Below are 24,710 nucleotides of genomic sequence, written 5' to 3'. Positions count from 1 at the left end.
CTTCTTACAGATTTTGGCCCTACCTGATTTAGTTGGGCTTGGATCCACTGGTACTTGATTCAATCACCAAATGATTCAGATTATCCTGCAAAGCTTTCAAACGCACGGTTGCTTCTGTGCGTTTTTGTACACCTTCTTTCTGAATCTGAATCACATCATTTACAGTTTTAATGAGGGTGTTTTGCACATGTTCAAGCGTTTCAATGTCGATCACCGAGCGTTGATTGGCTTTAGCCGTATCAACCGAGTTCTGATGTAACAGGTCAGCATTACGGCGCAGCAGCTCGTTGGTAGCATCATCAATGGTATTGGCCAGCTGTACACTGTTCTTCTGTTCACTCAACGAAATCGCCAGACTGATCTGGTTTTTCCACGCCGGTAAAGTAATGTTTTTGATCGCATAGAACTTGTCGACCAACATCAGGTTATTCGACTGGATAATCCGGATCATTGGCAAGGTCTGCATCGCAGATTGCTGCAATACCTGTAAATCACTGACACGTTTTTCCAGATTATTGGCCAGATGGTTCAGGTCATAAATTTTCTGGGTGGTGCTCTGATCTTGCGGCAAGGCGGTTAAAGTGGAAATTTCCTGCTGCAGCTCCTGTTCGCGTAAACGGCCTGCGGCGATATGTACCCCGAGCTGTTTATATTCATCCTGTACCCCGTCAAACATTTTATCCAGGGTATCAACACGTGCTTTCAAACCGGATTGCGAGGTTTCAATCTCTTTCACCAGTACATCTAGCTGCTCTTTAGTGGTATTGAAATGCGCATCAAAGTTATCTTTCGCACCTTTGAATTTGCTAATGATATTGCCAAAAAAACCCGAACTTTTCTTTTTATTGAGAATACTGCTGGTATTCAGCTGCTGAGCCACCTGTACCACCTGATTCAGCTTCTGTCCTGTCGCATCCAGATCTCTATTTTGCACCAGATTCAGTAATTCATCGGTATAGGTCGAAGTTTTGGTCGCAATATTTTTGCCATATTCAGCCACGCTGTTATGACTCATGTTCTGCAACTCTTTACGTGCAGCCAGCACCTCCTGAAAGTCAGCAGACTGTAAACCCAGTTCTTTCAGGTCCATTTGCTGGAATTTTTGTTCGACCAGTTCATTCGAGCTTTCAACAGGTAAATTTACTAAATCAGACTTGGTCATAGTTCACCTTATATTGTTATGTTTTCGAGGGTTTCTCGAGGGATTTTTTTAACGTTTTAATCAGACTCTCACGGCTATTATCAAGTTTTTCCAGATCACTTGTCGAGTGTTTCGTCTGGCTTTGTTTGACATGATATTGCCAGGCCGGAATCAAGACCTGCTGTGCTTCCTTAAAGCGATCCAGCAGGCCAAAGGAAAGCTGCTGCGAAAGCTGCATCTGGGTAATGGCGATGTCATTACTGCTTTGCAAGGTACGTAAGGTATTAATTTTCTTGGAGAGGCGTTCTGAAAAATTATCCAAGGGATGCTGGTTTTTGACGAATAGCGGATATTCAGACAGAAACTCGTCTGCTGCGACAATGTGCTTGGCCATCTGTTCGCGCAACCCCAAAAGCTGCTGAAAACGCGACTGCGATTTCTGAATTTCAATCTGTAATTTACGGCTTAAGTGATCGGCCTGATCGAGCAAACGGTCTAGCCGTTGATAATATTCCACCTGACTTGAGCCATAATCCAGATCGATGCCTAGCCATTTCTGTAGGGCATTAAATTTACGTTTTTTCAGATATTTTTTAGATTCTGCCAAAGCCTGAATCAATTGCTCAATGGTATGGCTTAACTGTTGGGTCAAGTGCGGATCTACACCATTCAGTAGAACGGACTGTGCCTGAATCAAAGCATCTGCATAATGATTCAGCCCATATTGATTATCCAGTACAGGCACAAGCTCATTACGCTTAATCGCCAGAATTTCCTCACGATCAAGCATCATGTCAGTCAAGGCAGGTAGAGCTTCAAAGCGCGACATGGTTGAGGCGATATCCTTTAAAAAAGTGAAACAAAGAAGTCTAGAACATCTTCGAATGTAGCAAAAAAACAGACTGCGTTGTGTATATTTATCCAGAAATTCGTTACATCACTTTAACTAAATCTATGTTTTATCTTTATTTTAATTATGATTTTGGCAATACGATTCAATTGCAGAGATAAATGACTACATTGCATTTTGAGAATTATTTAACTTTAAGCATTTAGAACTTTAAAATGTATTCAATCTGATCTAAATGCTTACAACATCAGGTTTTACTTAAAATCCATATACAAAAAAAGCCATATTGCTATGGCTTTCAAGGATGATCCAACGCTGGCTTAAAGATAATCCCCTTCGCTCTCCGGCTGAAACAGCACTTTTTCAATGGTCACTTTCATGGTATTACCATCCGGTTGTGGCCATTCAATGGTTTGACCTTCTGCTAAGCCCAAAATGGCTGCACCTATCGGTGCGATGACATTGACCTGCCCCTTTTCACCTTTAAATTCGTGTGGGTAAACCAGTGTCACCTCAACAGCTTCCGTAGAAGGTGCAATCGTCAATAGTACACGTGAATGCATGGTCACGATATTGCTTGCGATCGCTTGCGGCTCAACTACTTCGGCACGTGCCAATTCATCCTCTAAGCGGATCATGGTTTCGCTCAGCTTGCTCTGGTTTTCCAGCATCGTTTCTAGACGCTGCAAATCCTGTTCAGATAAAATAATGTTGGGTTTAGTCATCCTTATTACCTTGTTTAATGCATAAATGAAAAATTAATCAATCAACCGCCAACAGCATTTTTAAATACAGGATTTACCCATATTCAAATGATACCGATCCATATAACGTTTAAATAAAAGGAATGTTGTCATTCACAGCGCTTATATCAACACCACCTTACAGTAACATGGGATTCACTCAAGCGCTTCATCTACCATGATCTTCAGCTCAATAACCTATTATTTTTAAAGTGTCAGGTTCTGAAAATAATTTCAAGCAAAGCGTGCAACGAATGCATCCATTCTTTTAAAGCATTTTAAAATACAAATAGTTGATAAAAGACTTTAAGCCAGATTGAGAAAAACTCAATATGATTTTATTGATGACCCAATCTCTTGCGGCAAGGAAATTGATCTATGTAAGTCCGATCAAGGCCAAACATCTTTTATATCGTTATTTTTACAGCTATAAAAAAAGCTCCCGGTTGGGAGCTCCTTTCCGTTTATAAGCAATTATGCATAAACTGGGAATTTAGCACATACCGCTGCAACTTTTTCTTTAACCGCGTTGATAACAGCTTCATCGCCTTTCGCATCTAGGATATCAGCGATCCAGCCTGCAAGTTCACGTACTTCAGCTTCACCGAAACCACGAGTAGTCACAGCAGGTGTACCGATACGGATACCTGAAGTGACGAACGGAGAGCGTGGATCGTTTGGTACAGAGTTTTTGTTCACAGTAATGTGAGCTGCACCTAACCAAGCATCAGCTTCTTTACCTGTAATGTCTTGTTTGATTAAAGACAACAAGAACAAGTGGTTTTCAGTACCACCAGAAACTACGTCATAACCGCGTGCGATTAATACTTCAGCCATTGCTTTCGCATTCACAACTACTTGTTGCTGGTAAGCTTTGTATTCAGGTGCCATTGCTTCTTTGAAGCAGATTGCTTTCGCAGCAATCGCATGAACCAAAGGACCACCCTGGTTACCTGGGAATACAGCTGACTGTAATTTTTTCTCGATTTCTTCGTTTGCTTTCGCAAGAATAAGACCAGAACGTGGACCACGAAGTGTTTTGTGAGTCGTAGTCGTAGTAACGTCAGCGATTTGTACCGGGCTTGGGTAAACGCCAGCAGCAACTAAACCTGCAACGTGAGCCATATCAACAAACAGATAAGCGCCAACTTTGTCCGCGATTTCGCGGAAACGCTGCCAGTCAACGATTTGACTGTATGCAGAGAAACCAGCAACGATCATACGTGGCTTGTGCTCAAGCGCTAAACGCTCAACTTCTCCGTAATCGATCTCGCCAGTTTCAGGGTTTAAACCGTACTGAATCGCATTATATGTTTTACCAGAGAAGCTTACTTTTGCACCGTGAGTCAAGTGACCACCGTGAGCAAGGCTCATACCCAGAACTGTATCGCCCGGGTTCAGAAGCGCTAAGTAAACTGCTGAGTTTGCTTGTGAACCAGCATGTGGCTGAACGTTAGCATAATCAGCACCAAAGAGTTCTTTAGCACGGTCAATCGCCAATTGTTCGATAACGTCTACATACTCGCAACCGCCATAGTAGCGTTTACCTGGGTAGCCTTCCGCATATTTGTTAGTAAGTTTTGAACCTTGAGCTTCCATAACTGCTGGTGAGCAGTAGTTTTCAGAAGCGATTAGCTCAATATGAGCTTCTTGACGAGCATCTTCATTCGAGATTGCTTGAGCTAATTCTGGATCAAATTCAGCGATAGAGATATTGGCAAACATTAGCGAGGTCCTATTGATTTAGGGCTTTTAAGCCGTGCTAAGATTGGCGCGTATTGTAGCATGAAGTTTTAAATTTTCGATCATGAACTTTATTCAGTTTGCAATAAAAATGGCTCATATCTAAAAAAACATGAGCCATTCAGATAAAAATAAGTTATTGAATTGGCATTAGAGATTTTACATCTGAAATAATATTAGGAATATTCAGTGCATAGACGCTACCATGATCCCATTTAGTCGCATTTGACTCATCCGTAATATAACGTACTGAAGTTTGTTTCTGATTGGCGAGTGCAACCAAAACATCTGTTGCTGCTTTCGGAACGGTACTATCTGCTGAACCCTGATAAATAATCACTGGCGTAGACACTTTGACCTGTAAAGGCTGAGAATCTTTATCCAGGAAGTTTTTCACCACCGGAATACTCATGAAGTTGGTTTGAGTACGCGGATATCCTTCTAAAGTTCCGTTATTTTGAGCATACTGTCCCATTGCAGCACCAAATTTATTACCCAGTACATCATAGCAATCAGTTTCCGCATTCTTAGCGATCTGGTCAGTCGGTGTTTTAAAAATCTGGCTATATTGCAGATTTGGGTTTGGATTACGTAAACCGGCAGTAATCAATGCCGTGAACGTATCTAAAGACGCCAAAGTTTCAATCTTTTTACCCAGATCGGTTTCTTGTCCAGCTTGCGCCTCACCACCTGACAAAATCAGGCTAAAATTAGAAGCAGGTGCTAGAGCCACTGTCCCCTTATAAGTCATTTGAGCAGCTCGTGCTGCATATTGTGCAGCACCTAAAGCTGCCTGTCCCCCTTGAGAATGCCCAACAGCCATCCATTGACTAGATGCATCTGTCCCTAAATAATCTTTTGCAGCGACAACGGCATCGGTAATCGAATAGGCTTCACTCTTGAGATTCAGGAAAGGATGGAGCTCTTTTCCACCAGGCTCACCTAAACCTTCATAATCGGGTGCAACGACCACATATCCCGCTTGAAGAAATCCAGCAATCATATTCCTGATAAAAGGATTCAGTGCATTTCGACTTGGTGCACATTGGTCAGCAACGCCAGTCGTGCCATGAGCCCATGCGACGATCGGCCATCCCTTTGCTGGTGGTGTTCCCTCAGGGGTGAACACCAATGCAGTCGCTTGTGTTTCTTTACCATTAATCCCTAACATCTTATAAGTCATGATCACACTTTCGTCAGCGATCCCGGCGAAATCCGTTTCAGTATAGGCCACCGGGGTTGCCACCACCGGATTGTCTATATCATTTACAGGAAGAGCAGGTTTGGACTCGTAAAAATGATCATTATCACTATCATCGTTACAAGCAGTTAAGGCCACACTTAATGTGAGAAGAGTACAGGTCAATACTTGACGTTTCATCGATCTTATCCTTATCTTATTTATTATCATCTCTAATGAGTTTTTCTGGTTTTATCTTTAACAAACGATAAAACCACATGTAATTTCCCAATTTATCTAAACAATATCAAGAAAAGAATGCGTTATTTTTTCTATTAAATTCGCACCGGTTTAGATTTATTATGAAATCAACAAACTTTAAAATAGAGAATTTCTCCTCTCCAGAACTATACAAATAGTCGTCATACGTTAAAAAGCCTGCAATTAATACAGAAATAAAGCAATTCAATTGTCAGTTGCAAAATAATAATGTTAGATTTTACTCTCCTCTCTTTTCAGGCACATTTCCGACATGCAGGCCATTATTCTTGATACCGAAACGCATACTTTAAATGGTCAACCCATCGAAATTGCTTATGCGCCTGTCGAAATTGTAGAGCATAAAATCAGTCTGGATAAAAGCCGCCTGTTTGATCAGCTTTATTCATGTGACGAAGCCATTTCTTTTGCTGCCATGGCCGTGCATCATATTCTGGAATCGGATCTGGAAGGTCAGCCGCATTACAGTACCTTTCGCCTGCCTGATGAAACCGTCTACATGATCGGCCATAATATTGATTATGACGTCCGTGCCATCGAAAAATGTGGTGTAGATACTTCAAAAATCAAGGCGATTTGTACACTGGCTTTAGCACGTCGGGTCTGGCCAGATGCGGAAGCACACAATATTTCTGCCCTGATTTATATGATCACCAAAGGCAGCGAAAGAGCGCGTGAAATGATCCGTAAAGCGCATCGTGCCGATATGGATATTATTTTAACGGCCAATATTTTAATGCATATTGTGCATCATTTAAAAATCAACAGTATGCAGGAATTATTCGATGCTTCTGAAGATGCCCGAATTCCACGTACGATTAATTTTGGTAAACATCGCGGCACCGCTATTGCAGAGCTACCTGCTGACTATGTGCAATGGTTGTTGCGTCAAGATGAGCTAGATCCTTATTTACGTAAGGCACTTGAAAATACGGCGATCACGACATTATAGTTTTTATCAAAATAAACCTCTGTATTTTAATAAATACTTCATATTAATGTAATTTTCACAGACTATGCTCTAGCTGAATTTAAGCAACCATCTATTCAGTTATGATGCATTTTTATAAAACTCAACGTGGGATCGAGGTGCTACAGGATCGCTCCATCCCACTGACCGCACGCCAACGCCGCTTATTGGTTCTGATCGGCAGCCAGGATTTCAACTTATTAAATGATGGCTTAAAACACCAGCTTGCTCCTGCCGAACTCTTAGATCAGCTTTATGCCATGGATCTAATCGTTCCGGCTGAAACTGGCGAGGTAGCTATCAGTCAAAAGCAGGCTGATGCAAGATCAGATACAAAAGTTGATCTGGCACACTCTGAGATTCACCGTTCGTTGAATTCCTCGATAGCAGCGGATTCTGCGACAAAAGAACTCCATCCTGAGATGGAATCCATTAAAGTAGCGCAGGACATTCCATCTGCTGAAACGGATTCAAGCCATGCAAAAAAGCTGCCTGAACTGCAACCTATGTCTTTTGAAGACCTTAAATATATGATGATGGAAAGCTTACAAAAATATTGTGGCTTGATGGCCAAGCAGCAAATTCATCAGATTTTACAGGCGCCGGATACGCGCAGTTTAAAACTGTGCCAAATGCAATGGATCACGTCCCTTCAGGAAAGCCGTATTGCTCCCCAAGAATTGAATCACATTCTGAAGCAGATCAATTTTGCTTTAGATCAATTACAGCAAAATAAAGCTGAAGACTAATAAGATCTTAGTCTTTAAAACTCTTAAATGAGCAAGTTTAACAATAAGCTAGCTTTGATTATTTAAGATAACTGATTGATTATTTGAAATATTTATATTCAAGCGAAATTTAAAGCTCGGAATATCCGACTTAAGCGTGATAGAAAAAATAATTACAATCCCGCCATATAGTGAGCATAGACATCCGGTAGGATCATGTATATGTCACATTATTTAGAATTCGATGCGTTCGATAATCCAATGCAACTGAGTAAAGTTGGCAACTGGGTGATCACCTTTTTAAGTCCGGTTGAAGAACTGCAATTTGTGCAACTGGCGATTACCTATGTGCTTCCCCGCCAGATCAGTGATAGCTTGCAACCGCGCCGTATATTGATTCAAAAAAGTCCCATTGAGCATCATTGGCTGATTCAGGCCATTGAATGTTTTGATAGCACGACTCGTCAGGAAATTTCTTTAAGCCCTGAGCATACAACCGCACAGCAAACTTTAGCGCAGATTTTGCAAGAATTTGAAAAATATGATGTGAATTTACAGCTTAAACAGATTTAACCACCTGCCCATTCTATTGATTTTTTATCAAAATTGGATATTTCTTCGGCCAATCAAGGCCCACTACCACGTTGTCTTCTCTTAGAGATTGAATCAACTTATGATTATAGCTGCACACATTAGCATCCAAGCTAGCAAATACCAAAGTATAAAAAAACTCACCTAAATGGTGAGTTTTTTAACTGCTGAATCGGTGATTTCGGATAAATAAGTTCAATTTTTTTCTACCTATCTGAAGTTCACTGATTAAATTATTCGACAACGCGATAAATATTTGAAGATTGTTGGCTTTCAAATAATAGCTCAATACTCGGCAGAATGGTTTCACCATCCACCACAATATGTTCAATTTTTTTGACCAACTCAGCTACATGATGAGTGTTGTGCTCTGCAAAGGAACGCAGCATAGCTTTCGCCTCAGTCACTTGACTAAATTGATCTTTCACCTTGATATCAATCATCTTTGACATTTTTCCTTCCTCTCTCATTATCCAATTTGCAGTTTTTTATACCATAATTAGCCAAGCGATTAATCTTCAAGATGTTAACGAATTTGGCAATGTAAACTTTTTTATCTGGAGGGATTATAATAAAAAGAATATTAAACTGAATGAATTGCGCAGACATTAAAAAAGCTCGCATTTCTGCGAGCTCTGTGTTGGATGGCTAGTGCTAGATTTATTGTCTGGTGATGAACATCAAACTCAACTAACTGTCATTGATCCGTCCAACTTATCGGTAGCGTCTTATTGGTTTTACGACCTACCATGAGTTCAATATAACAGTATTTTTTTAGCCAACAATACTCTTTTACACTTCTAAAAGAAGACTTATACAAGATTCCAATTGTCATTTTTTTAAAGCAGATTAGAATATTTCTGGCTTGTCTTACGAAGAATTTTGCATTCATATCATCTTTATCTAATTTATTGATTTCTAGAAAAATACCTTATTAAGCATACAACTTCCCATTGCATAGACGGCTCAATACTCTCGTTCATAATCTCAATAAGCGCTTTAAAATTTAAGTTGGAATATGATTTTTTATAAAAAAATACTTCCGGAAAAGGACGCAATATTCAAAGAAACTACTGTCATAGAATCGATACGACTAATTTTAAAATGATTATTTTTCAAAAAATGGCAACAATTTAATCTCCCATCAAGATCAATTAACCATATTTTTGTCTGAGTATTTAATTACTTACATAAGGAAATCAAAATTATTCAATTGATTTTCTGAACGTTAAATACCATATTTTTATTTGCAGCATAGTCAAATATTCAGAACCTTACTCAGCTTTTCAAATCCACCCTATTTACAGCCAAGCGATCTATAGATTCTCAATTTGATTAAAATAAAAACATCCACTTAATGAAAATTTAATTTTATATCAACCTTAAACATTGAATATAAATGCAATACAATGCTCATAAATACATCGAGATATATCTAATTTTTTATGTCAGCTAATAATTTTAGGAAACACCTTGATCTCAATTTAAGGCAGTTAATACTTTTATTGGCTATTTTTAGTGTGTCTAGCCTTTTTATTATTTCTCTCATTATTAGCTATCAGATCGTAAAAAATCAGTTAATCGACAATTCTCTTGCCTTAAACTCTGATCATGCACATAAAATTGCATTAAGCACAGACAACCATTTTAGAAATATGCTTCTTGAGCTGGACTATAGTGCCAAGATATTAGGTCAAGACTTTAATAACAATGAGCTAAGAGAAGCCGAGGTCAATAAATTAAAATATCAGTCTGAACACTATAACAGTGTTGTGATCAGTGACACCCAAGGCAGACTGATAAACTTTTCCCCTAATATTCTGCATATTGATAAAAGCAAAATACAACATACTCAAGGGATTATTGACTCTCTTCATAAAAAATCGACTTATATATCTTCGCCCTATTTTTCTGTGCAAAAAAATATGATTGTGTTTATTTCTCAACCTATTTTTGACAAGTCAAATCACTATCAGGGCTTCATCGGTTCAGCGATTTATTTAAAAGAAAAAAATGTAATTAATCAGCTTCTAACCACTTATAAAAATTATAAGAATAGTTATATGTATGTGATTAACAATGAAAATAAAATTATTTTCCATCCCGATCGTGAAAGAATCGGTCAATTGGCCAGCAATAATACTGGTCTGGAATATATGCATGCGCATAAAAATGGTCAAATTCGTTTAATCAATAGTCAAGGCGTTGATAATCTGGCAGGTTTTTCTCATATTCCGACTTCAAACTGGATCGTGGTTTCCCAACAACCCACCCATGACTTACTTAAACAGGCAAATTCTATCCTCTATAAATTAGCCGCAGGATTCTTTTTATTTTATCTGCTTGTTTTTTATATTGTATGGCGACTGTCTGACTCTATCTCGGCCCCGTTGAACCAACTGGCAGATATGGCGAGTTTACTGAATCAGGCAGAAATCGGCTCAAAAATTAAGAATATCCAGCCCTGGTACTATGAGGTCACAAAATTCAAGTTAGCCCTACTGCTCAGTGTTCGCAAATTTTCGCAACAAATGAGCAAGATGGATCATCATATTAATACAGATCCTTTAACCGGCTTGATGAATCGTCGTGGTTTGAATTATGCCATGACTCAAAACATGAAGATGAACATCCCTTTTTCAGTACTTCTGATGGATGTGGATCATTTTAAAAACATTAATGACAATTATGGTCATGATCAAGGTGATGTTGTCTTAAAGCATATTGCCAAGACGATGCAGCAAAAATTTCGTAAAGATGATATTTGCTGCCGCTACGGTGGTGAAGAATTTATCATTATTATACCGAACAGCAATCTCACTGAAGTTTATGAAAGCGCAGAAAGGTTCAGAAAAGAAATTGCAGGTAAAGAGATTCAGGACATAGGTCACATTAGCATTTCGATTGGTATTGCTTCTTGGCCAGACAGTTCTAAAAATATTCTAGACGTTTTGAAAACTGCCGATAACAATCTTTATCGGGCGAAAGACGATGGACGCAACTGTGTGCGTTACTAATTTGATTTTTCAGATTTATAGTTAAATAAATGGTGCGCTCAGCGGGACTCGAACCCACGCCACAGGCTTCGGAGACCTGTACTCTATCCAGTTGAGCTATGAGCGCATCTTTTTTGGATCGCGCACATCATAACAAAAAAAAGCATAAGGTAAAGCAACTATCTCTAACTTCATCATTTTTATGCTTAAGCTTTATACAATGTTCCAAAACAGCAACACAGAATTATATGTGAATCACTTGGCTTATTTTGCGAGATCACTCACAATATCTCAACTTTTCACCATTTGAGATATTCATGACTGATGCACTGATCTTAAGGGATTTGTCAAAGACCTATCACAATGGCTTTCAGGCATTGAAAGGAATTAACTTAAATGTACCAGAAGGTGAATTTTATGCGCTACTGGGTCCTAACGGCGCAGGAAAATCTACCACCATCGGTATTATCAGTTCATTAACAAAAAAAACATCCGGTACAGTCGAAATTTTTGGTCATAATCTGGATACCCACCCCTCTCAGGCCAAACAGTGTCTAGGTGTGGTGCCTCAGGAATTCAACTTTGCCCAGTTTGAAAAAACCTTCGATATTTTGGTGACTCAGGCAGGCTATTACGGCATTCCTAAAAAAATTGCACAGGAACGGGCGGAGCTTTATCTGACCAAACTGGGTTTATGGGAAAAGCGTTCCACTCAGGCCCGCATGTTATCCGGCGGGATGAAACGTCGCCTGATGATTGCGCGCGCCATGATGCACGAACCGAAACTGCTAATTCTGGATGAACCGACGGCTGGTGTTGATATCGAGCTGCGTCGTTCGATGTGGGAATTTTTAAACGAGATGAATGAAAAAGGCACCTCTATCATTCTGACCACGCATTATCTAGAAGAAGCGGAAATGCTGTGTCGCCGCATTGCGATTATCGATCGCGGTGTGATTAAAGAAGACACCACCATGAAAAGCTTCCTAAGTCAGCTCAATGAAGAATCGTTTATTTTTGATCTGGCCGAACCGATTGAACCTTTGCATCTGGATATCATCGGCGTGCGATTTAACCTGATCGATCCGATGACCTTAGAAATTACCATGGACAAGGCACATACCATGAATGATCTGTTCCAGTTACTGGAATCACAGAATATTCAGGTACGCAGTATGCGCAATAAATCCAATCGTCTGGAAGAACTTTTTGTGAAAATGGTCGAGAAAAATCTGGATGGAGCTGCGCAATGAACATTAATCAACTCAGCGTAGCTTTATATACCATTATCTATAAAGAAGTCCGTCGCTTTATGCGCATCTGGCCACAGACCCTGTTGCCACCTGCAATTACCATGAGCCTGTACTTTGTGATTTTTGGTAATCTGGTCGGCTCACGCATTGGAGAAATGGGCGGCTATAGTTATATGGAGTTCATTGTGCCCGGTCTGATTATGATGGCCGTGATCACCAACAGCTATGCCAACGTCTCGTCTAGCTTCTTCAGCTCAAAATTCCAGAAAAGTATTGAAGAACTGATCATGAGTCCGGTACCGATGCATGCCATTTTATGGGGTCATGTATTGGGCGGTGTGATTCGTGGGATACTGGTTGCGATCATTGTCAGTGCAGTGAGCTTATTTTTTGCCGATTTATACATCACCAACTGGTTTGTGACTATATATACAGTCTTGATTACTTCCCTGCTGTTTTCCTTGGGTGGTTTTATCAATGCCGTCTATGCCAAATCTTTCGATGATATCTCGATTATCCCGACTTTTGTGTTAACGCCACTGACCTATTTGGGTGGTGTATTTTATGCTATTTCGAGCTTAAGCCCATTCTGGCAAAATTTATCTTTAATTAATCCTGTCGTGTATATGGTGAATGCTTTCCGCTATGGCATTTTAGGGCATAGCGATGTCAATGTCGCCATTTCACTGACAGTAATTACCTTATGTTGTGCCGTGCTGTATGCAGTGGCCTATCATTTACTCTCCCGTGGTTCAGGAATGCGTGAATAATGAGTGTAGAACAATCTCTCCTTGGTAAAGACACCAATTACCCGACAGAATATCAGCCTGATGTTCTGTTTCCGATTTCGCGCGCGCCTGCCCGTGAACAATACGCACATGTCGAAGCGATTCAGCAAGGTGCAGACTGGTGGCATGTATTTGAAATTTCCTGGTTAAATTCAACCGGTGTGCCGCAAGTGGCTATTGGCCGCATTAGCTTGCCAGCGTCTTCGCCGAATCTGATTGAATCCAAATCCTTAAAACTGTATTTCAATAGCCTGAATTTTGCCAATTTTGAATCTCAAGATGCCTTTATCACGACGGTCGAAAAAGATTTATCTGCTGCGGCTGAAGCTGAAGTTAAACTGCAATTGTTTCAGGTCGATGAATTAGAGATCAGCAAGCCGGAAGGCATCTGCATTGACGAGCTGACACCTGAGCGCCTAGAAAATCATCCAGATGCCAGTTTATTGGCTTTGGATTCGGATGATGCAGCAGAAGGTGAAATCCAGCTGTATTCACATTTACTCAGAAGTAACTGCCCAGTCACTGGCCAGCCGGACTGGGGAACAGTTTTTATACGTTATCAAGGTAAAAAACCTTGTTATAAGAGTATTTTAGCTTATATTATTTCCTACCGTCAGCATAATGGGTTCCACGAACAATGTGTGGAGCAGATGTTTGCCGATATCTGGCAGCAACTGAAACCGGAAAAGCTGATGGTCTACGCAACCTATACACGCCGTGGTGGATTGGATATCAACCCTTGCCGTGTATCGGATTTAACATGGATGCCTCGCCCTATTCGTTTAGCGCGACAATAAAAAACATTGAGGTTGAACAATGCCATTTTTTGGGTTTATTCCTTCTGCAGAGCTTTTAAATACAATTCAGACTGCACAAAAAAACAAAAATTCAAGTGAGCCGCTTTACCCATTGCGTGATAAAACCGCATTAATGATTAATGATGAAATTATTGATGCGATTCTTACCGAGCTGGTGCGTCGCTTCCCTGCCAGCGATAAACGTGATACTGCGGAAAAACTGGCTGGCTATATCAAGTCGACTGTTGCGGTTTTGCTGAAGCAGCTATTGAGTAAAGCGCCGAATGATGTGGTCAGAGAGTCAATTGCATTCTCTGAGCGCAGTCTGTTTAAAGATCCTGAAGGACATTTCCGCATTGGTGAATCACTGGATGCCAGTCTGGTGACGAATTTAAAACATCATTACGCAGAACTTAAAGCCGGTCAGACTATTGATAAACAAGCGTTCAGCAACCTGTACAAGCAATTTGGTGAAGCGACAGTACGACATTTTATGGTCGACTTTAATAAAACCCTGGATCTTGGCATGATCAAACGCAAGGCAGCAGATATTGGCGCATCTGCAGTGATCAAGGCCATCAATATGGCAGCAGATAAAATCATTCTGAATTTGAATAAAGATGAGCTGCGCGCCATGGCCGAATATCACGACACTTTGTTCTATACAGAATAGTTCAAGATTTTCTACAAATCTTGAGGAATTAGCCTGACTTCGGTCAGGCTTTTTTATGATCAGTGAAATAGCTTGTTACAGATAAGCGACTCTATAAGACAAACTGCCGTAAAAATAGCCAATCCATCGCTATTTTTGTATAAGCGGCTAGGTCTCTTATTCATCCGAATGTTATCTTTAATCTGGCACTTTAAGCCTCACGATTGAAAAAATTTTATCAATCTTTTTCATGGCATGATTCAAATGACATCGCCAGCAACTCATCAAAAAAACTGGAAATCGTAGCAAGATGTTGAAATCGGATTTTTATAAAAAGTTTAAGCAGCTTTCAATCGCACTTACCGCATTTGGTCTCAGCAGTTTGAGTCTGGCCAACGATTTCCAATATCACCCTTCTTATGCCGCTTTTAAGCAGAATGCCATGCAGAGCTATGGGCTAAGTGCCCAGCAAGTAGATTCCGCCATGAGCGGGACGCGTAACCTGCCCAATATCATCAATATCATGAATCGCCCAGGCGAAAGTAAGCCTTGGTATTCATATAAGACTAACTTTCTGGCTGAATCTACTATTCAGCGCGGCGTACGCTTTAAACAGCAATATGCAGAAACGCTTAACCGTGCTGAACAGCAGTTTGGTGTACCGCAATCGATCATTCTGGGCATTTTAGGTGTAGAAACCGGTTTTGGTAGCAACAAGGGCTCTTTTGTCACTCGTGACGCTCTGGCAACCTTAGGGTTTGGCTATGAACGTCGTGCCCAATATTTTCAGGATGAACTGGCTGCTTTAATTGCCTGGTCATATAGAGATGGTGTTGCCACCTCTTCTGTGGTGGGTTCGTATGCCGGCGCTGTTGGCTATCCGCAGTTTATGCCAAGCAACATTCCAAAATTCGGCGTGGACTACGATGGCAATGGTCATATTGACCTCCGTAATTCAGCAGTGGATGCAATAGGTTCGATTGCCAACTATCTGGCACAGCATGGCTGGCAGCGTAATCAGCCGATTGCCTTTCCGGCACGTTATACCGGTTCAAATCCAGATGCAGTAATTGCCAAAGATCTCACCCAGCCTATCCCTTATGGTGTACTCAAAACTCAAGGCATCAGCCCAATGAATCCAATCGTAAAAATTGACGATCTGGATCTGGTCAATGTAATTCAATTACAAGAGAATTATGGCTCGATTTACTATATCACTTATCCAAATTTTCAAGTGATTACCACTTATAATCGCAGCCGTATGTATGCTACTGCTTTGTGGTTATTAGGTACCGAAATTACCAGCCGTTAACACTAAAAATTAATACAAATTATGAAAGTCAACATTTTTATGGGTCAATTTGTGCGCATTTTAAGCAATTTTAATATTATGTTACAATATTGATTATTTTTTGACCAATAATTGTTTATTTTGCGTTCTTTTTTTAACTATTTTAATTAAACACTAGACAGGGTATTGCCGGCATGAATATTATCCATTTCGTTAAATGTAGTTGCATAAGTTAAATATCAGGCATGTTTACATGGTTTTTCAGCCATTTATGAACAACCAATAGATATGCTGTTAGGAGTTGATTCGATGCATTCTTCAATTTTGAAGTCTTTTATGGCCATTGCCACGATCGTCACGCTGACGCAATCGCAGGCAGATATGGTTCCGTCATCTTCATTCACCAATGAAAATGATAATTCGCGTCTTGCAACGCGAGTACTCAATAAAGAAGCTCAAAGCTTCAATTCAAATTTCACAAATTTGAACAGCCTTTCAATCACTGAGCGTTCTGGCGATAAAGTTCGCCGTGAAACCATTGCAGCGAAAATTGAACTTCCTGCAGAAGAGCCTTCAGTGATTGAAAAACTGAATACAGTGGCTTCTAATACTGTACGTAAATTCAGTCAGACAGGTACAGCGTCTTGGTATGGTCGTCAATTCCACGGCCGTAAAACCGCAAGCGGTGAAACCTTTGACATGAACGCAATGACAGCTGCTCATCGTAGCCTGCCATTGAACTGCTATATTCGCGTAACCAACCGTAATAATGGCAAGAGCGTCGTGGTTAAAGTAAATGACCGCGGTCCTTTCCATGGTAACCGTGTTGTTGATTTATCTTACGGTGCTGCGAAACAGTTGGGTATTACCAGTGCAGGTACTGCAAAAGTCAGTATTGAACGTGTCGCTGGACCAAATTCTTAAGATTTGACCTGCAACACATTTAACAAAAGCCACAGCAATGTGGCTTTTTTATTGTGCTCATTTTCTAGAAGAATATAAACGCTCCTGCTCAGCCCTATCTTAAAGTTCTTTCAAGAAAATTTTGGTAGGCTCATCCTGCCTGATAAAATTCGCTCGCTTGCATGATTAACTTTTGACCATATCCGGATTCTGCTTTATATTTCCAGATAAGCAAAAACATGTTCATGGAATGGAGCGAAGAATGAAAACAATATCTGAATGGTTTGATGAATATAGCGACAGCCATCAAAATAAAACCAACAAGCTAATTCACTGGGTTTGCGTACCGACCATCTATTTTTCGATTATTGGCATTCTGGCGCATTTCAGCGCTTTGCTGACTACCCTGCTACTGGTTTTGGCTTTTATCTTCTATGCACGCCTAGATCTTGTTTTGGCAGTAGCGATGGCTACGTTGACTTTGGTCATGGCCTGGCTCATCTGGATTCTGCCAGTCGGTACCGGTTTCTTTATTGCCCTGTTTGCCTTGGCCTGGATTGGCCAATTTTATGGGCACAAAGTGGAAGGTAAAAAGCCTTCATTCTTCAAAGACCTCCAATTCCTCCTCATTGGCCCAATTTGGTGCATGGATGCCTATTTAGGTAAAATCCTACCGAACTGGAAATCACGCCATAACAGCGCAATTATGAGCATTTAAACGCTATATTCGATTTATCCACTCGGAAGAACCTTATTGATAGGTTCTTCCTTGATGTTTTAACCAGCCAGCGACATGTTTTCGTGCAGGGTCATGATGCGTCCAGTGAATCACCCCCCCGTTGTCACTGTATTCATATTCTCCATAAAACTCGACCTGATCCTGTTTTTGAATATTCTGAATACGCGGTGCCAGATCGATATTATGTGCAACCAGTATAGTTTGGCCATTTGGTAACTCGAGGATGAACTTTTGATGACGCGATCCTTCATGATCATCTGGTAAAACAGCAACCACCTGCCCGCTTGAACGGACCTGTAGATCACTCTGGCGATGTTGAAACGCCCGTGCAATTCGATCCAGATCATCAGTCTTTTGAGACGGTACTAAGTTAGGCTCTGAATCAAGCGTTTCAGTTGTAGTATCAGATGCGGATGGAATAAGTGGTTGGGATTGTTGTAAATCCAGGCCCAGATAAGCAGCAATCAACAGTGCAATGACTGCACCGATGCTCAGATTGGTTTTATTTGGCATTTTTATAACTTTTTTATTAAATGATGAATACATTATCTGAGTTCTATGGAGAAACCCAAATCCTATTCTTGAATTGCTGATGAAGAATAAATCAACATAAAAAAGCCCCATCAATCAGATAGGGCTTTTTCTAATTCCTCAGGAATTATTTTGCAGCAGCTTGAGCAGCAGCAACTTCTTCAGCGAAGCTCATTTCTGCTTTTTTCTCAATGCCTTCACCAACTTCGAAACGAACGAAGTTTGCAACTGTAGTACCAGTTGCTTTAAGAACGTCTGCAACTTTCTTGTCGTTGTCGATTACGTACATTTGACGCTCAAGCACAACTTCATTCAAGTATTTCTCAACAGAACCTACAACCATCTTCTCAACGATGTTTGCTGGCTTGCCTGATTCAAGTGCTTTCGCTTCAGCAATTTCTTTCTCTTTCGCGATAAGCTCAGCAGAAACGCCTTCAGCATTTACAGCAACTGGGTTGAACGCAGCAACGTGCATTGCCAAACCTTTACCTGTAGCTTCATCACCAGTGTAAGAAACAACAACACCGATTTTAAGACCGTGTTTGTAAACTGCAAGGTTTTCGCCTTCAACAATTTTCGCACGACGTACTTGGATGTTTTCACCGATCTTTTGAACAAGAGCGATACGCGCTTCTTCAACAGTTGCACCATCTTCTAGTTTCAATTCAGCGATTTGAGCAGGATCAGTTACGTTTGCAGCAAGTGCAGCAGCAGCAACTTTCGCAGAGAAACCAGCAAAGTTTTCGTCTTTTGCAACGAAGTCAGTTTGACAGTTAACTTCTAGAAGAAGTGCTTTGTTGCCGTCTTGAGCAATTGTGATTGCGCCGTCAGCAGCAATGTTACCTGCTTTTTTAGCAGCTTTAGCTTGACCAGATTTACGTAGGTTGTCGATCGCTAGTTCAACGTCGCCGCCCGCTTCTGTCAAAGCTTTTTTACATTCCATCATTGCAAGACCAGTACGATCGCGCAATTCTTTAACCATGCTTGCTGTAACTGCAGTCATGTTTATCTCCTAAATTCGGTAGAAAATGAATTCTTTTTAGAACAGAAACGGCCCAGAGGAGTTCTCATGGGCCGCCTGCATACATAACGCTTACTTTGCCACCATCACATGTCGCAAAAATGACAAGCTAGCGTCAAACGCATTAAGCCTCAGAAGCTGGAGCTTCTTCTGCTTTAGCTTGTGCATTTGCTTGTGATTGAGCATATTCTTTACCAGCAAGAATCGCATCAGCCATAGCAGAAGCATAAAGTGTTACTGCACGGATCGCATCATCGTTACCCGGGATAACGTAGTCTACGTTGTCTGGGTTAGAGTTTGTATCAACGATACCGATTACAGGAATACCAAGGTTCTTAGCTTCTTTGATTGCAATCGCTTCGTGATCAACATCGATTACGAATAATGCGTCAGGTAAACCACCCATGTTTTTAACGCCGCCTAAGCCACGCTCAAGTTTTTCCATCTCACGAGTACGCTCTAGAGCTTCACGTTTAGTCAGCTTAGCGAAAGTACCGTCTTGAGATTGAGTTTGAAGGTCTTTTAAACGGTTGATAGATTGGCGAAGTGTTTTCCAGTTCGTCAACATACCACCTAACCAGCGGTGATCTACATATGGTTGACCAGCGCGTTGAGCTTGTTCACGGATGATCGCAGAAGCTGCACGTTTAGTACCAACGAACAAAACTTTGTTCTTTTTGCTAGCCAAGTTGTTAGCAAAGTTCAAAGCATCATTTAACGCAGGAACAGTGTGCTCAAGGTTGATGATGTGAATTTTGTTACGCGCACCAAAGATGTAATCACGCATCTTTGGATTCCAGAAACGAGTTTGGTGACCAAAGTGCGCGCCAGCTTGAAGAAGGTCGCGCATGCTTACGTTGTAATCTGCCATTTTCTTTACCTTAAAGTTTGGGTTAGGCCTCCATATACCCGCATTCTCCACCCTAAAGGGCACCCAGAGTAATGTGTCGATATATGTGCGGATTTTTTGCCTCATCGCACAAAGCCCGTGAAATTTATTCACGAAAAAGCATTTGATAAAATGGGCGGCTATTTATACCATAGTCACACACAAATTTCCAAAAGTTTTTAGAGATCATGAACAACACTTATCAAGCTCCACGTCGACTCATCAAAACCCCTGACGAAATTGAAAAAATGCGTGTGGCAGGGCGACTGGCGGCAGAAGTTTTGGATATGATCAAACCGCATATTGTTCCGGGTGTCACCACTCTGGAACTTGATACGATTTGTCATGACTATATTGTCAATCAACAACAGGCGATTCCAGCATGCTTAGGCTATGGCGCTGCACCGGGTCGACCTGCCTTCCAACATACTATTTGCACTTCTGTGAACCATGTGGTGTGTCACGGCATTCCATCAGACAGTAAAAAATTGAAAAAAGGCGACATCCTGAACATTGATGTGACCGTGATTAAAGATGGCTACCATGGTGACACCAACATGATGTATATCGTGGGTGGTGAAACCACTATTCTTGCCAACCGTCTATGTAAGGTAGCGCAAGAAGCTATGTACCGGGGTATTGAAACTGTAAAACCGGGTTCAACTATTGGCGATATTGGTCATGCCATTCAGCAGTATGTTGAATCTGAGCGTTTTGGCGTGGTACGTGAATATTGTGGTCACGGTATTGGTACGACTTTCCATGACGAACCGCAAGTGCTGCATTATGGTCAACCAGATACTGGCATGGTGCTTGAAGAAGGCATGACCTTTACCATTGAGCCAATGGTCAATGGCGGCGACTGGAAAACCAAATTACTCGGTGATAAATGGACAGTGGTCACCAAAGATCATTCATTATCGGCACAATATGAACATACGATTCTGGTGACCAAAACCGGCGCGGAAATTTTAACAGCACGCCCGGACGAAGATTTGTCACGCTTTAGTGCGTAACCACAACATCAACAACACAAAATGGTCACTTTAAAGTGGCCATTTTTATTTTATATTTCATGCATTCGTATGCATGACCGAGATGTAAAAAGTCTCCCCTTGCCTGCTTCCAGCGCATCGAAATTCAAGATAAAGTTCGGCCAATACACCATTTTTTCCTTAAAGTTTTCCAAATTCTTTTGCCCTATCTGCACCATTTTAGGCTAAGATAATGTGCTTTTTATTTTTTAATCCCTATAAGAAGGAATACTGCCGTGGACGTACGTCTCTCTGATCGTGTGAATGCCATCAAACCGTCCCCTACGCTTGCTGTGACCAACAAAGCTGCTGAATTAAAAGCTGCAGGTCACAACGTGATTGGTTTGGGCGCAGGTGAACCAGATTTTGATACCCCTCAACACATCAAAGATGCAGCAATTGCAGCGATTAACAACGGTTTCACCAAATACACCGCTGTTGACGGTACGCCAGGTCTTAAAAAAGCCATTATTGCTAAATTCAAACGCGACAATAACCTAGACTATGCAGCAAACCAGATTCTGGTTTCTTGTGGTGGTAAGCAATCATTCTTTAACTTGGCACTTGCTTTGTTAAACAAAGGTGATGAAGTGATTATTCCTGCACCCTTCTGGGTAAGCTACCCGGACATGGTGATCATCGCTGAAGGCGTACCAGTTATTGTGAAATGTGGTGAAGAACAACGCTTCAAAATCACCCCTGAACAATTAGAAGCTGCAATCACGGACAAAACACGTCTAGTGGTATTGAACAGCCCATCTAACCCTACAGGTATGATCTACACTAAAGCTGAGCTTGAAGCGCTGGCTGGCGTACTTCGTAAATACCCAGAAGTATTTATCGCATCTGACGACATGTATGAACCAATCCGTTGGGATGACGAGTTCTACAACATCGCAACTGTTGCTCCAGACCTTTATGACCGCACGATTGTGTTAAACGGTGTGTCTAAAGCTTATGCAATGACTGGCTGGCGTATCGGCTACGCAGCGGGCCCTGCTAAACTGATTGGTGCAATGAAAAAGATCCAGTCTCAATCAACTTCTAACCCAACTTCTATTTCGCAAGTTGCTGCTGAAGCTGCATTGAATGGTCCTCAAGACGTTCTTGAACCAATGATTGAAGCATTCAAACGTCGTCATGACCTAGTTGTGAAAGGCTTGAATGATATTCACGGTATTTCTTGCTTGCCTGCTGATGGCGCATTCTATGCATATGCCAACATCAAACCGTTGATTCGTGCCAAAGGTCTTAAATCTTGCACAGAATTCTCTGCATGGTTACTGGAAGAAACTGGCGTTGCAGTGGTTCCTGGCGATGCATTCGGTCTTGGCGGTTTTATGCGTATCTCTTACGCTACTGCTGACGAAGTACTGGTAGATGCCCTTGCTCGTATCAAGAAAGCTGCTGATTCTATCGAAGGCGTTGATGCTGCGATTGCTTCAATCGAAGCTGAAAAAGCTGCAAAATAATCTAGCTTCCTAGATAAAAAAACCCGCGAATTTCGCGGGTTTTTTTATGTTCTTCAACATGTATTAAACAGTGAGTCGTATTCGCTTATAGCTCAAGTATTTAATGAGCAAACAAACAAAACATAGACTTGCTGCAATCGTGTACGCAATACTCAACATCCACCAAAAACCATGAATCCCCAATGCATTGCTTTGCCAATTGAACAGTGTCATTGGATGATACGTCACATACCAACCACCACCTAAGCCCACGACCAGCACGGTACTGATAAAAATAAACATCGGTCTGACAATTTCTTGCCAGCAACGTAGCATTGCCAAACTAATCACCAGTAGCGCATCAAAGATATGCATCCAACACATTAACAGAATCAATGCCAAGGCTAATGCAATCACCTGCGCATCATTGCTAAATAACCCCACAATCCAACTATCTAAGCCCCAAATAGTCAACACGACAACGATAGCTATTAGCATCACAGCCATCAGTGCCCGCTTACTGAGTTGCCATGCAGCATCAATCTGCTCCGCACCAATTTGAGTCGACACCAAAATACCGAAGGCGGATGCCATCGACATCGGCAACATAAACATCAGGCCCAATAAACCAAGCATCACCTAATGTGCATTCACTACAATGTCACCCAAAGGCAAGATCAGCAAAGCAATCGCGCTGATGGCAAATACATCCACAAAAGTCACCACCGCATTGGGCAATCCAATTTTTAAAATTTTCAACAAAGTCTGCCAGTGAAAGAAAACACCAGACCACTGGATCTTTAACTTCTGCTCAAGGAAGAAAAAATAGTAAACAAACAACAGTACCCACTGCACAATTAAATGTGCCATGAATGCACCTTCAACCCCATAGCTTGTAACATAACCCTCAATGCCATAAATCAAGACATAAGCCAAAGCCACTTTGAGCAGTAAATAGATCATATTGGCGTAAAACACACGCTTAGCCTGCCCACAGGCTTGGGTGAAAATATATAAAATACGCAACAATAAATGCGCTGGAATCGTCCAAGCCAACAGCCACAGACATGGCACAATCAATGCCTGTAAGGCCGCATCTGCCTTTAAAAAATAAAGTAAAGGAGTCGCATGATTAAACAAGTACATCGCAACAGCAGAAATCACCAGTACAATCAAAATACTTTGCTTCACGATACGTTGTATATCCGCATAATCCTGACGTCCATTGGCTTCTGCCAGCTCTTGCATCATGCCCTGTAACACCCCAATACCCGTCACAAAGCACAAAGAATAAACAGACAAACAGACTGCCAATGCAGCCACATGCTGAGGTGAAAAATGTGATAGAAAAATCACGTCGAACAAACTACTGAGCATAATAATGGCATTACTGAGAAAAATAGGCACCCAAAGATGCAGAAACTGTTTCATCACCCTATCACTCGATTTTTTAATTCTTTTATAAGATTCGTTTTTTTTGGCAGATTATTTAGATCTGAGATATTTCATTAGAAATGTATACCAGTATCGTGCCATAAATTATTCTATTTCTTATTTTTTATAAAAATGATTTTACTCAGGTGCAGGCAATGCACTTCTTACAAAATAATCCGCCATTCCTATACCAGATTGCTATTATCGATGTCACAATTTTGAATTAAACCTCAATAACTCAAGAATAATGAAAGGAAAAGTACAATGAACCCAAAAGAAATGAGCGGTTTAGCATTACTGGAAGCGATGCGTGATGAAAAAATCCCGGCCCCAAGTATTAGCGAAACCATGTCGATGCAACCAGCAGTGATTGAAAGCGGACATGTAGAATTTAAGGTCAAAGCTGATCATCGACATTTAAATCCGCTTGGCGGCGTCCATGGTGGTTTTGCTGCAACCGTTTTGGATACCGTGACAGGCTGCGCGATTCATACTTTACTTGAAGCAGGTGTCGGTTATGGCACCATTGATCTGAATGTAAAGATGTGCCGCCCTATACCTCAGAATCAGCCACTGAAAGCCGTAGGAAAATCAATTAATCTCAGTAAAAATTTAGGTATTTCTGAAGGTCAGATTCTGGATGAAGAAGGTCGCCTGTATGCTCATGCCACTGCGACCTGTATGATTATTCGGACTGAATGAAATT

General features: G+C 41.1%; 25 protein-coding genes and 1 tRNA gene. 14 read left to right on the top strand and 12 right to left on the bottom strand.

Going from position 1 to position 24,710, the window contains the following annotated elements; translation table 11 throughout:
• Nucleotides 1–28: 28 nt before the first annotated feature.
• From NI470_RS01095 to NI470_RS01075, 5 genes are all read right to left on the bottom strand, one after another.
• A complete protein-coding gene (locus NI470_RS01095) occupies nt 29–1,162 on the bottom strand; it encodes a toxic anion resistance protein (RefSeq protein ID WP_253145779.1) in 1,134 nt (377 codons plus the stop codon).
• Between the two features lie 16 nt (nt 1,163–1,178).
• Entirely contained in the window at nt 1,179–1,970 is a 792-nt protein-coding gene (locus NI470_RS01090; protein WP_253147569.1) for a tellurium resistance protein, read from the bottom strand.
• A 341-nt stretch (nt 1,971–2,311) separates the two neighbouring features.
• Nucleotides 2,312–2,716: a nucleoside diphosphate kinase regulator gene (gene rnk, locus NI470_RS01085; RefSeq protein WP_253147570.1), complete on the bottom strand. Its 405-nt coding sequence runs from the start codon at nt 2,714–2,716 to the stop codon at nt 2,312–2,314.
• 492 nt (nt 2,717–3,208) lie between these two features.
• Nucleotides 3,209–4,459 (bottom strand): serine hydroxymethyltransferase, encoded by a 1,251-nt coding sequence (gene glyA, locus NI470_RS01080; RefSeq protein WP_253147571.1) that lies wholly within the window; start codon nt 4,457–4,459, stop codon nt 3,209–3,211.
• A gap of 154 nt (nt 4,460–4,613) precedes the next feature.
• Nucleotides 4,614–5,858, bottom strand: a complete 1,245-nt coding sequence (locus NI470_RS01075; protein ID WP_253147572.1) for an alpha/beta hydrolase family protein — start codon at nt 5,856–5,858, stop codon at nt 4,614–4,616.
• Nucleotides 5,859–6,189: 331 nt separating this feature from the next.
• Between NI470_RS01075 and NI470_RS01070 the strand changes: the two genes are divergently transcribed.
• The 3 genes from NI470_RS01070 (at nt 6,190) to NI470_RS01060 (ending at nt 8,207) form a co-directional block, all read left to right on the top strand.
• On the top strand, nt 6,190–6,888 hold the full coding sequence (locus tag NI470_RS01070; protein WP_004645595.1) for a DUF3820 family protein: 699 nt from the start codon (nt 6,190–6,192) through the stop codon (nt 6,886–6,888).
• A 101-nt stretch (nt 6,889–6,989) separates the two neighbouring features.
• Entirely contained in the window at nt 6,990–7,655 is a 666-nt protein-coding gene (locus NI470_RS01065) for a hypothetical protein (RefSeq protein ID WP_005263439.1), read from the top strand.
• Nucleotides 7,656–7,856: 201 nt separating this feature from the next.
• On the top strand, nt 7,857–8,207 hold the full coding sequence (locus tag NI470_RS01060; RefSeq protein WP_005263440.1) for a hypothetical protein: 351 nt from the start codon (nt 7,857–7,859) through the stop codon (nt 8,205–8,207).
• A 251-nt stretch (nt 8,208–8,458) separates the two neighbouring features.
• On the opposite strand, the gene NI470_RS01055 is transcribed toward NI470_RS01060, so the two are convergent.
• A complete protein-coding gene (locus NI470_RS01055) occupies nt 8,459–8,677 on the bottom strand; it encodes a hypothetical protein (RefSeq protein ID WP_005263443.1) in 219 nt (72 codons plus the stop codon).
• Nucleotides 8,678–9,670: 993 nt separating this feature from the next.
• Between NI470_RS01055 and NI470_RS01050 the strand changes: the two genes are divergently transcribed.
• A complete protein-coding gene (locus NI470_RS01050) occupies nt 9,671–11,242 on the top strand; it encodes a sensor domain-containing diguanylate cyclase (RefSeq protein WP_005103628.1) in 1,572 nt (523 codons plus the stop codon).
• 30 nt (nt 11,243–11,272) lie between these two features.
• Here NI470_RS01050 and NI470_RS01045 read toward each other — a convergent pair.
• A tRNA-Arg gene (locus tag NI470_RS01045) sits at nt 11,273–11,348 on the bottom strand.
• A 190-nt stretch (nt 11,349–11,538) separates the two neighbouring features.
• Between NI470_RS01045 and NI470_RS01040 the strand changes: the two genes are divergently transcribed.
• The 7 genes from NI470_RS01040 to NI470_RS01010 all read left to right on the top strand — a co-directional run bounded on the left by NI470_RS01040 (nt 11,539) and on the right by NI470_RS01010 (nt 17,623).
• The gene (locus NI470_RS01040) at nt 11,539–12,474 is read left to right on the top strand and encodes an ABC transporter ATP-binding protein (protein ID WP_005103790.1); all 936 of its coding nucleotides are present in this window, start codon (nt 11,539–11,541) and stop codon (nt 12,472–12,474) included.
• A complete protein-coding gene (locus NI470_RS01035; RefSeq protein WP_004279041.1) occupies nt 12,471–13,244 on the top strand; it encodes an ABC transporter permease in 774 nt (257 codons plus the stop codon). Before NI470_RS01040 ends, NI470_RS01035 begins: the two co-directional genes overlap by 4 nt.
• On the top strand, nt 13,244–14,059 hold the full coding sequence (gene queF, locus NI470_RS01030) for an NADPH-dependent 7-cyano-7-deazaguanine reductase QueF (RefSeq protein ID WP_253147573.1): 816 nt from the start codon (nt 13,244–13,246) through the stop codon (nt 14,057–14,059). Before NI470_RS01035 ends, queF begins: the two co-directional genes overlap by 1 nt.
• 19 nt (nt 14,060–14,078) lie before the next feature.
• Complete coding sequence (locus NI470_RS01025; protein ID WP_129716451.1) at nt 14,079–14,732, top strand: hypothetical protein; 654 nt, start codon at nt 14,079–14,081, stop codon at nt 14,730–14,732.
• 289 nt (nt 14,733–15,021) lie between these two features.
• Nucleotides 15,022–16,023, top strand: a complete 1,002-nt coding sequence (gene mltB / locus NI470_RS01020) for a lytic murein transglycosylase B (protein ID WP_243475041.1) — start codon at nt 15,022–15,024, stop codon at nt 16,021–16,023.
• A 288-nt stretch (nt 16,024–16,311) separates the two neighbouring features.
• Nucleotides 16,312–16,926, top strand: a complete 615-nt coding sequence (locus tag NI470_RS01015; protein WP_004279046.1) for a septal ring lytic transglycosylase RlpA family protein — start codon at nt 16,312–16,314, stop codon at nt 16,924–16,926.
• Between the two features lie 241 nt (nt 16,927–17,167).
• Nucleotides 17,168–17,623 (top strand): Mpo1 family 2-hydroxy fatty acid dioxygenase, encoded by a 456-nt coding sequence (locus NI470_RS01010; RefSeq protein ID WP_004731650.1) that lies wholly within the window; start codon nt 17,168–17,170, stop codon nt 17,621–17,623.
• A gap of 33 nt (nt 17,624–17,656) precedes the next feature.
• Here NI470_RS01010 and NI470_RS01005 read toward each other — a convergent pair whose 3' ends face one another.
• The 3 genes from NI470_RS01005 to rpsB form a co-directional block, all read right to left on the bottom strand.
• A complete protein-coding gene (locus tag NI470_RS01005) occupies nt 17,657–18,157 on the bottom strand; it encodes a DUF3465 domain-containing protein (protein ID WP_253147574.1) in 501 nt (166 codons plus the stop codon).
• Between the two features lie 145 nt (nt 18,158–18,302).
• Nucleotides 18,303–19,178: a translation elongation factor Ts gene (tsf, locus tag NI470_RS01000; RefSeq protein ID WP_004279049.1), complete on the bottom strand. Its 876-nt coding sequence runs from the start codon at nt 19,176–19,178 to the stop codon at nt 18,303–18,305.
• A 142-nt stretch (nt 19,179–19,320) separates the two neighbouring features.
• The gene (gene rpsB, locus NI470_RS00995; protein WP_004279050.1) at nt 19,321–20,067 is read right to left on the bottom strand and encodes a 30S ribosomal protein S2; all 747 of its coding nucleotides are present in this window, start codon (nt 20,065–20,067) and stop codon (nt 19,321–19,323) included.
• Nucleotides 20,068–20,273: 206 nt separating this feature from the next.
• Between rpsB and map the strand changes: the two genes are divergently transcribed.
• Nucleotides 20,274–21,101 (top strand): type I methionyl aminopeptidase, encoded by an 828-nt coding sequence (gene map / locus NI470_RS00990; RefSeq protein ID WP_114540898.1) that lies wholly within the window; start codon nt 20,274–20,276, stop codon nt 21,099–21,101.
• 254 nt (nt 21,102–21,355) lie between these two features.
• Complete coding sequence (locus tag NI470_RS00985; RefSeq protein WP_004279052.1) at nt 21,356–22,591, top strand: pyridoxal phosphate-dependent aminotransferase; 1,236 nt, start codon at nt 21,356–21,358, stop codon at nt 22,589–22,591.
• Between the two features lie 63 nt (nt 22,592–22,654).
• Here NI470_RS00985 and NI470_RS00980 read toward each other — a convergent pair whose 3' ends face one another.
• Both NI470_RS00980 and NI470_RS00975 read right to left on the bottom strand, forming a co-directional pair.
• Nucleotides 22,655–23,206, bottom strand: a complete 552-nt coding sequence (locus NI470_RS00980) for an MATE family efflux transporter (protein WP_253147575.1) — start codon at nt 23,204–23,206, stop codon at nt 22,655–22,657.
• A gap of 3 nt (nt 23,207–23,209) precedes the next feature.
• On the bottom strand, nt 23,210–24,001 hold the full coding sequence (locus NI470_RS00975) for an MATE family efflux transporter (protein ID WP_253147576.1): 792 nt from the start codon (nt 23,999–24,001) through the stop codon (nt 23,210–23,212).
• 267 nt (nt 24,002–24,268) lie between these two features.
• On the opposite strand from NI470_RS00975, the gene NI470_RS00970 reads away from it, so the two are divergent.
• Complete coding sequence (locus NI470_RS00970; RefSeq protein ID WP_004279054.1) at nt 24,269–24,706, top strand: PaaI family thioesterase; 438 nt, start codon at nt 24,269–24,271, stop codon at nt 24,704–24,706.
• Nucleotides 24,707–24,710 lie beyond the last annotated feature (4 nt).

Origin of the sequence: Acinetobacter lwoffii, assembly GCF_024129115.1 — a bacterium.
In the GTDB taxonomy this organism is placed as follows: domain Bacteria; phylum Pseudomonadota; class Gammaproteobacteria; order Pseudomonadales; family Moraxellaceae; genus Acinetobacter; species Acinetobacter lwoffii_T.
Note: the sequence above shows the minus strand (reverse complement) of the source record. Positions and strands in the feature narration are given on the sequence as shown.